Annotated in this window: 16 protein-coding genes; 8 read left to right on the forward strand and 8 right to left on the reverse strand. The window is 41.9% G+C overall.

All coding sequences use genetic code 11. From position 1 onward, the window contains the following. Nucleotides 1-4: 4 nt before the first annotated feature. A complete protein-coding gene (locus PHEP_RS15925) occupies nucleotides 5-787 on the reverse strand; it encodes a C40 family peptidase (RefSeq protein WP_015809005.1) in 783 nt (260 codons plus the stop codon). Nucleotides 788-893: 106 nt separating this feature from the next. On the opposite strand from PHEP_RS15925, the gene PHEP_RS15930 reads away from it, so the two are divergent. Continuing rightward, nucleotides 894-1349 carry a universal stress protein gene (locus PHEP_RS15930; RefSeq protein WP_015809006.1) on the forward strand — a complete coding sequence of 152 codons (456 nt, stop codon included), beginning with the start codon at nucleotides 894-896 and terminating at the stop codon, nucleotides 1347-1349. A gap of 72 nt (nucleotides 1350-1421) precedes the next feature. Here PHEP_RS15930 and PHEP_RS15935 read toward each other — a convergent pair whose 3' ends face one another. Next, nucleotides 1422-1772 carry a 4Fe-4S dicluster domain-containing protein gene (locus tag PHEP_RS15935; protein WP_015809007.1) on the reverse strand — a complete coding sequence of 117 codons (351 nt, stop codon included), beginning with the start codon at nucleotides 1770-1772 and terminating at the stop codon, nucleotides 1422-1424. Nucleotides 1773-1848: 76 nt separating this feature from the next. Here PHEP_RS15935 and PHEP_RS15940 point away from each other — a divergent pair, with 76 nt between their 5' ends. The 7 genes from PHEP_RS15940 (at nucleotide 1849) to PHEP_RS15970 (ending at nucleotide 8588) form a co-directional block, all read left to right on the forward strand. Then, complete coding sequence (locus tag PHEP_RS15940; protein ID WP_015809008.1) at nucleotides 1849-2868, forward strand: acyl-CoA reductase; 1020 nt, start codon at nucleotides 1849-1851, stop codon at nucleotides 2866-2868. Between the two features lie 74 nt (nucleotides 2869-2942). Beyond that, nucleotides 2943-4826, forward strand: coding sequence for a T9SS type B sorting domain-containing protein (locus PHEP_RS15945; RefSeq protein WP_015809009.1), 1884 nt, complete (start codon nucleotides 2943-2945; stop codon nucleotides 4824-4826). Between the two features lie 47 nt (nucleotides 4827-4873). Beyond that, nucleotides 4874-5077 carry a hypothetical protein gene (locus tag PHEP_RS15950; protein WP_015809010.1) on the forward strand — a complete coding sequence of 68 codons (204 nt, stop codon included), beginning with the start codon at nucleotides 4874-4876 and terminating at the stop codon, nucleotides 5075-5077. 2 nt (nucleotides 5078-5079) lie between these two features. Further along, on the forward strand, nucleotides 5080-5763 hold the full coding sequence (locus PHEP_RS15955; RefSeq protein WP_015809011.1) for a cell division ATP-binding protein FtsE: 684 nt from the start codon (nucleotides 5080-5082) through the stop codon (nucleotides 5761-5763). A gap of 170 nt (nucleotides 5764-5933) precedes the next feature. Beyond that, nucleotides 5934-6506 (forward strand): nucleotide exchange factor GrpE, encoded by a 573-nt coding sequence (locus PHEP_RS15960; protein WP_238326486.1) that lies wholly within the window; start codon nucleotides 5934-5936, stop codon nucleotides 6504-6506. A gap of 7 nt (nucleotides 6507-6513) precedes the next feature. Further along, entirely contained in the window at nucleotides 6514-7671 is a 1158-nt protein-coding gene (gene dnaJ / locus PHEP_RS15965; protein ID WP_015809013.1) for a molecular chaperone DnaJ, read from the forward strand. Continuing rightward, nucleotides 7671-8588: a Ppx/GppA phosphatase family protein gene (locus tag PHEP_RS15970; protein ID WP_015809014.1), complete on the forward strand. Its 918-nt coding sequence runs from the start codon at nucleotides 7671-7673 to the stop codon at nucleotides 8586-8588. Before dnaJ ends, PHEP_RS15970 begins: the two co-directional genes overlap by 1 nt. On the opposite strand, the gene PHEP_RS15975 is transcribed toward PHEP_RS15970, so the two are convergent. From PHEP_RS15975 to PHEP_RS16000, 6 genes are all read right to left on the reverse strand, one after another. After that, entirely contained in the window at nucleotides 8574-9143 is a 570-nt protein-coding gene (locus PHEP_RS15975) for a Maf family nucleotide pyrophosphatase (protein WP_015809015.1), read from the reverse strand. The two genes, PHEP_RS15970 and PHEP_RS15975, sit on opposite strands and share 15 nt — an antisense overlap. A gap of 91 nt (nucleotides 9144-9234) precedes the next feature. Then, nucleotides 9235-9642, reverse strand: a complete 408-nt coding sequence (locus tag PHEP_RS15980; RefSeq protein WP_015809016.1) for a hypothetical protein — start codon at nucleotides 9640-9642, stop codon at nucleotides 9235-9237. Between the two features lie 112 nt (nucleotides 9643-9754). After that, entirely contained in the window at nucleotides 9755-10309 is a 555-nt protein-coding gene (locus tag PHEP_RS15985) for a KdsC family phosphatase (RefSeq protein ID WP_015809017.1), read from the reverse strand. Next, nucleotides 10288-10530: a Fe-S cluster assembly protein IscX gene (gene iscX, locus PHEP_RS15990; RefSeq protein ID WP_015809018.1), complete on the reverse strand. Its 243-nt coding sequence runs from the start codon at nucleotides 10528-10530 to the stop codon at nucleotides 10288-10290. The genes PHEP_RS15985 and iscX overlap by 22 nt, the downstream gene beginning before the upstream one ends. A gap of 26 nt (nucleotides 10531-10556) precedes the next feature. Further along, the gene (locus PHEP_RS15995) at nucleotides 10557-10889 is read right to left on the reverse strand and encodes a 2Fe-2S iron-sulfur cluster-binding protein (protein ID WP_015809019.1); all 333 of its coding nucleotides are present in this window, start codon (nucleotides 10887-10889) and stop codon (nucleotides 10557-10559) included. Between the two features lie 42 nt (nucleotides 10890-10931). Continuing rightward, nucleotides 10932-11690, reverse strand: a complete 759-nt coding sequence (locus PHEP_RS16000; protein ID WP_015809020.1) for a Rossmann-like and DUF2520 domain-containing protein — start codon at nucleotides 11688-11690, stop codon at nucleotides 10932-10934. Between the last annotated feature and the right edge of the window lie 16 nt (nucleotides 11691-11706).

Consider the following 11706-nt stretch of genomic DNA (forward strand, 5'->3'; position numbering starts at 1 on the left):
ACACTTAAATAAAGCGTTTAATGATTCTGAGCTTGTGGGTATACCTGCCCAGTTCGGCACTGTAAATCCCTTCACTATCCATGGCATCTATTTTAACTTTACCCGAGGCATGTATAATCTCATTTGCATTGAGCAGGATACCAACATGAATAATCCTGCCTTCCGTATTGTCAAAAAATGCAACGTCACCAGGCTGTACTTCCGGTAAAAAATCTACGGTTGAGCCTTGTTCGGCCTGCTGCCAGGCATCTCTTTTTAGTTTAATACCGTTTAATTTAAATACGGTCTGCACAAAACCGGAACAGTCTATCCCAAACAAGGTTCTTCCACCCCATTGATAAGGTACATTTTGAAAAAACAGGGCTGTAGCACTTATACGCTCAGTTGAAGCCTGGGCATCCGGACCCTGGGGCAAAAAGGAAACATTAAATTTATCTTTTCCCAGATAACAACAACCATTTTCATAAGCAGGCAATACACTACCTGGTGAAAGGTAGTATTTACCCCCGTCTGCAGCAGTGATTACATTTAAAGGTTGTGCCGGAACCAATGTATCGTAGTAATGACGCGCAGCGTATTGCTCCGCACTTAAACTACCCAGCTGTTTAAAATCTACCCAGCCTTCATAACCATCATAAGCATTCCTTATAAAAAGCCATTTGTCTGTTTGTTCAAGTATTTCCACCTGATCGCCAAATAACAATTGTGAGGCTATCTCCGCCTTGTCAGATGGTTCGGCCCTTAAAGCTGCCACTGCTACCCTGCAAATCCCGTATTGTTGTTCCATATTTAAAAATCAATGCTATAAAATTAAACTTTTATAGGGTTAATTTGTTATTTTTATAGTAGATAATTTATTTTTCTGCTTTAGTTTAACCCTTAATTTAGCCATCATGAACCTCAAAAAGATTTTAATTGCTGTTGATAACAGTACATGCTCAGAAAAAGCCGCCAAAACAGGTTATGAAGTAGCAAAAACCTTTGGAGCAGAGGTTGCACTGGTCAACATTATAGAACCTATACCAGCTAATATTAATCCCGATCTGACACTTGCACCGGTTTTTTTAGAGGCTTACGACAACAGTGAAGAGAATAGCCACGTTTTGCTAAAAGAAATAGAAACGAAATTTGGACAGGGTATCCCAACCACTTATCTGAGTGTAATCGACAGTGCTGCACATGGCATCATTAAACAGTCGGACGAATGGGGATCTGACCTTATTGTGATCGGTACCTATGGCCGTACTGGTATTTACCATTTCCTGATGGGTAGTGTGGCAGAACACGTAGCCAGGAAGTCAGCCTGCCCGGTATTAATTATACCAAATAAATATGAAGAAAAAGCCTGAGCTTTTGCAGCAGAAACAATATAATAAGAAAGGCGCCTTAAGGCGCCTTTCTTATTATTATCGTAAATCAGCTTATCCTTCCTGGTGTAACCAGGCTTTTTTAGCTAATAGTTCTTCTTCTGTTTCACGCACGTCTTCATCATCCACACAACAATCTACCGGACATACCGCTGCGCATTGGGGCTCATCATGAAAACCCTTGCATTCTGTACATTTATCGGAAACGATATAATAAACTTCATCAGATACTGCTTCCTGAGCAGACTCTGCATCCATTTCCTTACCTCCAAAATCAATAATACCGTTTAAATTGGTACCATCAGAAAATCTCCAGGCTGTGCCTGCATCATAAATTGCATTATTTGGGCATTCAGGCTCACATGCTCCGCAGTTAATGCATTCGTCTGTTATTTTAATAGCCATGTCTTCGTCTATATCTATTGCTAAGTTTAACTTTGCAACAGCAAATATAACACATAAAATTAAAAATTCCCGGAATATGCCAATCCTTAATAGCGAAAAACTAATTATTGCATTAAAAAAACTTAGCGACTTTATGATTGATCCCGATCAGGAGTTCAAAAATCTCATCCAATCGGCCGCAAACAGCAATGCATGGTTTACCACAGCCGAAGTAGAAAGGGCATTGAAAGCTTTACACAAAATGCTAAACCAGGAAGACCTTGAAGTATGGTTTAAGGACATTAAAGTAAATAACACACCTAAAAAAGTGGGATTAATATTGGCAGGAAATATCCCGCTGGTTGGTTTTCACGATGTGATTTCAGTACTGTCTACAGGAAACATTGCTTTAATTAAGCTTTCCTCTTCGGATGATAAGCTGTTACCTGCATTGTTGAAACATCTGGTTGCCATTGAACCCCTGCTTACTGAGCGTATTGTTTATGTAGAGCGACTGAAAGATTTTGATGCCGTAATTGCTACCGGCAGCAACAATACTTCAAGGTATTTTGATTTTTATTTTGGTAAAGGCCCCAACATCATCAGAAAAAACAGGAACAGTATCGCCATAATTGATGGAAAAGAAAGCCGCGAACAATTGGCGCAGCTGGGGCACGATATATTCGATTATTTTGGTTTAGGTTGCAGAAATGTATCAAAGCTCTATATCCCTGAAGGATATGACATTAAACACTTTTTCGAGCCTATCGAACCCTTCAAGGAAATCATCAATCATTTCAAATACAACAACAATTACGATTACAATAAATCTATTTACCTGGTCAACCTGAAAGCCCATTTCGACAATGGCTTTTTGTTGCTGACTGAAGGTGAAAGCCTCTCCTCGCCACTCGCCGTTTTATATTTTGAATATTATAACAACATCAGCGAACTGGAAGAAAAGTTAAGAAAAGAAACAGCACATATTCAGTGTATAGTAAGTAACCTGCCTTTAAAACTGGATACACCTGTATTGGGATTTGGACAAAGCCAAAACCCTAAGTTATGGGATTATGCAGATAATGTGAATACCGTAGCTTTTTTAAACACAATTTAATTAAATAGCCTTAACTTAAGTCTTTCATCAAAATAGTGAGCCATACAGCCAGACTTTTCTTTTGTTTATTACCTGTGTTAACATGGATCGTCAATAGCAGCATCGCACAGACCTGTGTGGGTTCTTTAGGTGATCCTGTTGTAAATAACGACTTTGGCCGGGGAGCTGCAAACTATGGCCCTGCTTTAATCAACAGTACCACTTATAATTTTGTAGGTACCGGTACCCCTAGTGATGGAAGTTACACCATTACAAAAACAACGGCAGGCATGCATGTAGGAAACTGGCACCAGATCCGCAACCATACACCTAATGATCCCGATGGTTATATGATGATTGTGAATGCAAATGATGTTCCGGGTGTATTTTATGAGGCTGAAGTACCGGTAGACCTTTGTCCGAACACGACATACGAATTTGCGGCATGGGTAATTAATCTGCTTACCTACAGTGGCAAAAAACCGAACCTTACATTTTCCATACTTAGCCTCAACAACCAGCCGCTGGCCACACCTTATAATACCGGCGACATCACAGAGGGCAGCGCTACAGACTGGAAACAATATGGATTTTTATTTAGTACTACAGGAAATGTGAACCGGGTAAAAATCAGGATTACCAATAACGGACCTGGCGGAAACGGGAACGATATTGCTTTAGATGACATCACCTTCAGGGCTTGCGGACCCAAATTAACCCCATCGGTCAATCTCGCAAGTTTAACCACGCAGCATCTATGTGAAGGTGAAAGCAAAGATTACAGTTTTAAGGTTGAAGTAGAGGGCTCAACTACACTTCAGTACCAATGGCAGTTAAATACAGGGAACGGATGGAATGACATCCCCAATGAAACGGGTACAGCCCTCAGTGTTAAGTTTGTCCAGGCCCTAAAGGGAACCTATCAATATCGCCTCGCCGCAGCCGAACCGGTCAACTTCAATACGGCCTCCTGCCGAACTTTGTCATTGCCCATCACAGTTCAGGTAAACCCACTACCTGTCCCTGTTTTACCCAACGTGGCCACTTTTTGTGTTGGCGATCAGATTGCATTGAATTTAACTGCTGTTCCAGGGGCTACTTATTTATGGACAGGGCCAAACAGTTATCATTCTACTGAGCCATCGCCGGTTATCAATGATGCCGCTCTACAAATGCAGGGCCTTTATAAGGTAACCATAACCTCTCCTGCCAATTGTACTGCAGAGGGTCAGACCTTAATACAAATCGTACCCCGCCCTGTTGCTGTTGTTTTGCCTGTTGCCCCTATATGCCAGGGTAATGCCGTACAACTGAATGCTTCCGGCGGAACCAGCTACAGCTGGTCGCCATCTACCGGCCTGTCCGATGCAAATGCAGCCAATCCGATGGCCACCCCTAAGCTCACTACAACTTATACCGTTACAGTTTCCAATGGGGCTTGTGAAGCCAGCGCAGCTGTTACCCTTATTGTAAATGAAAATGCAACTGCTTATGCCGGTGCCGACAAAAAAATCCTTGAGGGACAGCAGACTACTTTAGATGGAGTTGTGGGCGATAATTCAAATTTTTTCTGGTCGCCCGCCGAAGGCCTGGATGATCCTTATAAGCTCATCCCGATAGCCGCTCCAACCAGGGATATTACCTACACGCTCAATGCCATTTCCAAATTCGGCTGCAGCAGTGCTGCTGACCAGGTATTGGTAAAAGTATATAAAACGGTAATTGTACCCAATTCCTTTAGCCCCAACGGAGATGGTATCAACGACCTCTGGAACATTACTGCAATTGAAACCTATGCCAATTCAAATGTAAAAATAATGAACCGGTACGGTCGTCTCCTTTTCGAGAGTTCCGGCTATGAAAAACCCTGGAACGGGAAATACAAAAATGAAGACCTGCCATCAGGCGTTTATTATTATGTTATTCATTTAAATCCGGAACTTAAACCCCTTACCGGTTCATTAATGCTGATCAGATAAATAGGCCAGATACCTTAAATCTCATTTTGAAATACTATTTTTGAACGATGTATGTTATTAAAGTAAAAGGCATTGCCAAGATTCCGGATTATGTACAATTGAGGGATGATAAATTTACCTTATTGGCATACTTTAGGGTAGACAGGCCAGACAAATCCTTGGAAAAACTGGGGCTGGGCGACAAACTGCCTTATATTATGAATTTTGTAAATAATTTGCCTTTCGGACAAATTGCTAAATTAGATATCTGAACATGACAGGAAGCACAGTTATAAATTTAAAGAATGTAGATGTATTTCAGCAAAAACATCTCGTTTTGTCGAACGTTAATTTGAATATTGACAAAGGGGAGTTTGTTTTTTTAATCGGACAAACGGGTTCCGGAAAAAGCAGCTTGCTCAAGATCATTTACGGTGATCTGCATATTGGCAACGGTGAGGGACAGATTGCGGGCTTTGACCTGAAAAAACTAGGCAATAAAGAAGTACCCTTTTTACGTAGAAAACTAGGCATTGTGTTCCAGGACTTTCAATTACTGACGGACAGGACTGTTGAAAAGAATCTGGAGTTTGTGCTTAAAGCAACCGGCTGGACCGATAAAAACCTCATCACCGAACGGATCAAGGATGTACTGGAAAAGGTTGGCCTGCGCTCCAAGATCAAAAAAATGCCCCACGAACTTTCCGGTGGCGAACAGCAACGTGTAGTAATTGCCCGTGCCCTGCTCAACAATCCGGAGATCATCCTTGCCGATGAGCCTACAGGAAACCTGGATCCTGATACTTCAGAAGAAATTGTAATGCTGTTAAAGCAGATCAGTCAGAGCGGAACAGCCGTTTTAATGGCCACTCACGATTACCACATCATCCGTACATTCCCTTCCCGCATCATCAAATGCGAAAGTGGGATTGTCCATGAAGATGCACAGATTGTTTAGTCCCGTTTTCTGACAAAATTTTCTTAATCAGCCATTCCAGGTAGTCTTTTCATTTTAAAACTGACAGCATGACTGATAATTTCCTATTGGCAAAGCTTTTGAGTTTATAACCAAAATTCTACTATACTATGTTTAGCAAGAAGAAAAAACACGATAATCAAGATACAACTATGCAAAATCAGGACCCTGCAGCACCTAATGCTGAAGATCTGTTGATAAATGTTACAGAAGAAACGCAAAACGAAGGCGCTGAAACAGCTGCCCAAGCTACTGACGAAAATACAGTCGAAATTTCCGCAGAAGAAAAACTGCAACAGGAAAATGCTGCTTTGAATGATAAATATCTGCGTTTATTTGCAGAATTTGACAATTACAAACGCCGTACGCAAAAAGAACGCATAGAATTGCTGCAAACTGCAGGTAAGGATGTGATCATTTCTTTATTACCTGTACTGGATGATTTTGACCGTGCCAATAAAGCCATGGAAACTGCTACTGATGTAAATTCGGTAAAAGAAGGTGTTAATCTGGTACATAGCAAATTAAAAGGCATACTGGCCCAGAAAGGACTGAAAGAAATAGAAAGTATCGATACCGCTTTTGATACGGATAACCACGAAGCCATTACTAAAATACCTGCTCCAAATGAGGAAATGAAGGGGAAAGTAATAGATGAATTAGAAAAAGGATATACCTTAAACGACAAAGTGATCCGCTTTGCCAAAGTAGTAGTAGGTAGTTAATATTTTTATGAGCAAAAGAGATTATTATGATGTGCTTGGTGTATCCAGAAACACATCTGCAGACGAGATTAAAAAGGCTTATCGTAAACTGGCCATTAAGTATCACCCGGATAAAAACCCGAATGATAAAGCAGCTGAAGAAAAATTCAAAGAAGCAGCTGAGGCTTACGAAGTCCTGAGTAATCCTGAGAAAAAACAGCGTTACGACCATTATGGTCATGCAGGTGTTGGTGGTGCTTCAGGCGGCGGATATGGCGGTGGCGGAATGAATATGGAAGATATATTCAGTCAGTTCGGAGATATTTTTGGAGGTGGCGGCAGCCCTTTCGAAAGCTTTTTCGGTGGCCAGCAGTCCCGTGGTGGCCGTCGTGTGGCCAAAGGCAGTAATCTGCGCATCAAGGTAAAACTTACACTCGAAGAAATTGCCAATGGCACCGAGAAAAAGATAAAGGTAAACAAACAGATCGTTTGTAAAACCTGCGACGGTACAGGGGCTAAAGACCGCTCATCGGTAAGTACCTGTAAAACCTGTGGTGGAAGTGGTGCGGTACGCCGCGTAACCAATACCATATTGGGACAAATGCAAACCACCTCTACCTGCCCTACCTGTAATGGAAGCGGATCGCAGATCACTGCTAAATGCGGATCATGCCATGGTGAAGGTGTGGTAAGAGGTGAAGAAACCATTACCATCAACATTCCTGCAGGTGTAAGCGATGGCATGCAGCTGAGCATGAGCGGAAAAGGAAATGCAGCCCCTAACGGTGGTATCCCGGGCGATCTGATCATACTGATTGAAGAGATCCCTCATGAAACACTGAAACGTGAAGGGAACAATGTAGTATATGACCTGCATGTATCTATTGTAGATGCAGCTTTGGGCTACAGCGCTGAAGTACCGACCATCGATGGCAAGGCGAAGATTAAAATTGAGCCCGGTACCCAGAGCGGAAAACTGTTACGTTTAAAAGGAAAAGGTATTCCTGAGATCAATTCCTATCACCGTGGCGATGAGATCATCCACGTAAACATCTGGACACCCAAAGCCTTAAGCGCAGAAGAAAGGGCCATTTTAGAAAGGCTGAGGGAATCGCCAAATTTTAAACCCCAGCCAGGAAAAAATGACAAAAGCTTCTTCGAGAAGATGAAAGAATATTTTGAATAATGATTGCAGCTGTAATTGACCTGGGTACCAATACTTTCCATCTTGTTATTGCTAAAATTACAGCTGATGGAATCCAGGTCATTTATAAAACCAACCTGCCGGTAAAGCTGGGTGAAGGCAGGATCAACGATAACATCATCATTCCTGAAGCTTATGCGCGTGGACTACAGGCACTGCAAGGCTTTAACCGGGAGATAGAAAAATATCAGGTGGATGTGGTAAAAGCCATCGCTACTTCAGCCATCCGTAGCGCGGCCAATGGCAGCAACTTTGTCAATTCCGCTAAATCTGATGCCGGAATTGACATTGAAGTGATTACAGGTGATAAAGAAGCAGAATATATTTTTAAAGGTGTAAAAGCAACAGGGGCAATTAAGGGCACCTGCCTGATTATGGATATAGGTGGTGGAAGCACTGAATTCATTATTTGCAACCCGGATGGATTACACTGGAAAAAAAGTTATGACATTGGCGCAGCACGGTTAATGCAGGCCTACTTTCATTCAGATCCGATCAGCGATAAAGATCAATCGGCTATCCGGGATCATTTAGATAAAGAACTGGGTACTTTAAAAACAGCCTGTAACACTTACCGGCCAACGCAGCTGATCGGATCTGCAGGGGCATTCGAAACCTTTGCAGGAATGCTGGATCAGCAACTGGACTTAAACAAAATCAGCACTGCAGACATTGACCTGCAGAACTACCATACCCTTTCTAAAAACCTGATTGCTTCCACACATGCAGAAAGGGAGCAAATGCCCGACCTGATTAGCTTAAGGGTAGACATGATTGTCATTGCTGCCATTATAACAGATTATGTGCTGGAGGCCAGTGGCATCAACAGCATCAGCCTGTCTACTTATGATTTAAAAATGGGTGTACTGCAGGCAATTAGCGAGTCAGAAACCAGCTAAGGCCTTATACAGTTTTTCTGTAGGCAACCCCATTACATTGGTATAAGACCCCACCAGTTTTTCTACAGCAATCAGGCCGATCCAGTCCTGTATCCCATAAGCCCCGGCTTTGTCTAAAGGATGATAATGTTCTATATAATACCTGATCTGCGCCGAGTTGAGTACGTTAAAGAAAACATCTGTTTTATCGTAAAAAGATTGGGTTTTGCCTGCATAGCTTAAACTTACGCCTGTATATACCTGGTGAACCGTCCCTGAAAGTTTCGTCAGCATCTCTGCTGCATGCCCTTCATCCTCAGGCTTACCCAGTATTTCATGCTGTAGCGCCACTATCGTATCTGCTGTAACCACAATACTATCTACACTATCGGCTTCAAATGCAGCAGCTTTCTTTTCAGCAATATAAACGGCAATTTCTGCAGGTGAAAGACCATCAGGATAACTTTCATCAACATCCTTTAACATCACCTTAAAATTAAGGTTCATGGCGTTCATTAAGTCCTGTCTGCGCGGCGATTTTGAAGCGAGGATAAGTGGGTGTTTTTGCTGATACATATTTTTAATACAGTATAATTGCTTTATCTGCTGCTAAAATAATAAAAGCGACACAAGGCCGCTTTTATTATTTTAGATATTTTAAAAATCATTACTGACCGCCGGCACCGGCAGGTCCTTTTCCACTCATTCTTTTTTTCATGTTCTCAGCTCTTTCTGTTTTCCAATCAGCAAAAGCTTTTTTCTGATCGTCATTCAACAAAGCATTGATTTTTACATCATTTTCTTCGTTAACGGCTTTCATTTTGGCCATCATTGCATCCCTGTCACCTTTACCTTCTTCACGCGCTTTTTTCATAGTAGCGGCCTGATCTAAAAAGATTGCTGTTACTTTCGCCTTCTGGTCTTCCGATAGGTTTAACTTTTTGGTCAGCTGCTCTGCACTTTTCTGTGCTCTTTCTTCAGGCGATAGCATTTTACGGTCGCCCCCGCCTTGTTGTGCCTGTGCAAATGTTACTACACTAAATAACAATCCGCAAATCATCAATAATTTTTTCATTGTCTATATTTTTATGGTTATGAGTTATGTGAAACTCAATGGTTAGAGACCATAACCCTGCAATAGGTTTAACCTCTAAATGTAACATAATTGTTGCAAATAGAAAATCGGTTTATTTACCGGAATCAGCGGCAGAAGGATTTTCATCAAACCACTTGTATTGTACCCTGAGTACTTTTTCTACAATATCCCTTACAGCAGTTTTACCACCGGTATAAGGAGAAATGTATTGGGAGATGGCCTTGATTTCCGGAACAGCATCTGAGGGGCAGGTGGGCAAACCTACAAGCTGCATAATTTTAAGATCAGGGATATCATCCCCCATATATAGAATTTCGGGAGCCGTTAGATTGTATTTGGCCAGCAATTTTTTGTACGCAGCCACTTTATCGGAAACACCTAAAAAAATGTCAGTTATGCCAAGCCCTTCAAAGCGCTTTTGCATGGTTATGCCTTTGCCACCTGATATAATACAAACCCGGTACCCCCGTTTAACGGCCAGCTGAAGCGCATAACCATCCTTGATGTTAAAGGTCCGTAAAAACTCGCCCGAATCAGACGCGATGATATCACCGTTAGTCAATACGCCATCAACATCAAAGATGAAGGTTGTGATCTGCTTTAGCTGTTCCAGAAACATGGGTGCTACTTCTGGTTGTCTCTCCATTCGTAAACCCAGGCCGACTGGATCTGCTCCAGGTGTCCTTCATTACTTTCTTCACGCGTACCTTTAAAGTTAGGTAGCGACAATACCCAGTCTAACAATTCGGTAAACCTGATGCGGTATATTTTGGCTTCGTTAAAATCATCACCAAATTTTTCATAAAGTTCCTGAGCAATATCCTCATGGTCGTTCCAGTAAATTGGCAGGGCAAACTTGTCTTGCATGTTATATTTTATTTAATCTTTTATAATTAATGGCCTAGGAATTCAGACTGGTCAGGAATGGTCACTTCAATGTCTCCACTGATCACCACACACTGGCAGCCTAAACGCGAGCTGATCTTCGGGCGTACTGCCCTGTCAATAAAGTCCTCTTCTTTATCAGAGATCTCCTGTATATCGTCCATACCCCTGGTTACATATACATGGCAGGTACTGCAACCGCATACACCGCCACAATTGTGCTGCAGCTCTATGCCATGGTCAAGGCAAACATCTAAAACCGATTCCCCTCCGGCAATCGGTAGTTCAATTGTTTCTTTTCCCTGTTCTTCAAAATTTATCTTTAATTTAAAAATACTCATAATCTGGTTCAAAAATAAGCACCAAAAACCGCAATTACATGATTATCGCGTTTTTTTAATGCTATTACTTAAAATTTTATAGATTTCCAGCAAATGGGGCAACTTTTGCAGTAATTCTTCATGCTTTAGTATCGTTTGTTTGTCGTTCCTTGCTGCCGGCCCGGTCTGCACATCTTCCGGCAGTGCATTTTGCGCCTTCACAGCAGTTTCCATAATCAATGGTCGCAATATCTCAAAGTCGAGCCCTTGCTTTTCAACAATCTGCTGGCTCAACCTGTACATGTGGTTTACAAAATTACAGGCAAAAACCCCTGCCAAATGCAGTATCTTACGTTTTTCACTGTTTACCTCATAAATTAGCGGACTTAACTTAACCGCAATTAAGCGCAATGCACTCAGGTTTTCGGCACTATTTGCTTCCAGGCATAAGGGCACGTGAATAAAATCTATCGGTTCTTCTTTAGAGAAAGTTTGCAAAGGATAAAAAACGCCATAATTTTTAATACCCGATAATACATTCATATCGGTAGCACCCGAAGTATGGACTACCAGGCCATTTACGGCTTTAAGAGCCCTAACTAACTTTGCAATGGCATCGTCTTTTACTGCAATCAGGTACAGATCGGCATTCAGGTCTATATCCTCCAGATCAGCAATGGCCTGTGCACCTGTTTCAAAGGCCAAAGCAGCTGCATTCGCGGGATCTTTGCTCCATACCTGAACAATATCAGCTTCATTTTCTTTAAAGGCATTGGCCATGTGCGTGCCAACATTACCTGAACCTATACAAACAATCTTCATTGGGATAGCGGTTTAA

It is taken from the genome of Pedobacter heparinus DSM 2366 (assembly GCF_000023825.1).
Lineage (GTDB): Bacteria > Bacteroidota > Bacteroidia > Sphingobacteriales > Sphingobacteriaceae > Pedobacter > Pedobacter heparinus.

Coding starts and splice junctions, on each gene's coding strand:
- PHEP_RS15985 (WP_015809017.1), bottom strand. CDS start 10,309: ATGGAGAGACAACCAGAAGTAGCACCCATGTTTCTGGAACAGCTAAAG.
- PHEP_RS16000 (WP_015809020.1), bottom strand. CDS start 11,690: ATGAAGATTGTTTGTATAGGTTCAGGTAATGTTGGCACGCACATGGCC.
- PHEP_RS15935 (WP_015809007.1), bottom strand. CDS start 1,772: ATGGCTATTAAAATAACAGACGAATGCATTAACTGCGGAGCATGTGAG.
- PHEP_RS15950 (WP_015809010.1), top strand. CDS start 4,874: ATGTATGTTATTAAAGTAAAAGGCATTGCCAAGATTCCGGATTATGTA.
- PHEP_RS15955 (WP_015809011.1), top strand. CDS start 5,080: ATGACAGGAAGCACAGTTATAAATTTAAAGAATGTAGATGTATTTCAG.
- PHEP_RS15925 (WP_015809005.1), bottom strand. CDS start 787: ATGGAACAACAATACGGGATTTGCAGGGTAGCAGTGGCAGCTTTAAGG.
- PHEP_RS15960 (WP_238326486.1), top strand. CDS start 5,934: ATGCAAAATCAGGACCCTGCAGCACCTAATGCTGAAGATCTGTTGATA.
- iscX (WP_015809018.1), bottom strand. CDS start 10,530: ATGCAAGACAAGTTTGCCCTGCCAATTTACTGGAACGACCATGAGGAT.
- PHEP_RS15940 (WP_015809008.1), top strand. CDS start 1,849: ATGCCAATCCTTAATAGCGAAAAACTAATTATTGCATTAAAAAAACTT.
- PHEP_RS15970 (WP_015809014.1), top strand. CDS start 7,671: ATGATTGCAGCTGTAATTGACCTGGGTACCAATACTTTCCATCTTGTT.
- PHEP_RS15980 (WP_015809016.1), bottom strand. CDS start 9,642: ATGAAAAAATTATTGATGATTTGCGGATTGTTATTTAGTGTAGTAACA.
- dnaJ (WP_015809013.1), top strand. CDS start 6,514: ATGAGCAAAAGAGATTATTATGATGTGCTTGGTGTATCCAGAAACACA.
- PHEP_RS15995 (WP_015809019.1), bottom strand. CDS start 10,889: ATGAGTATTTTTAAATTAAAGATAAATTTTGAAGAACAGGGAAAAGAA.
- PHEP_RS15975 (WP_015809015.1), bottom strand. CDS start 9,143: ATGTATCAGCAAAAACACCCACTTATCCTCGCTTCAAAATCGCCGCGC.
- PHEP_RS15930 (WP_015809006.1), top strand. CDS start 894: ATGAACCTCAAAAAGATTTTAATTGCTGTTGATAACAGTACATGCTCA.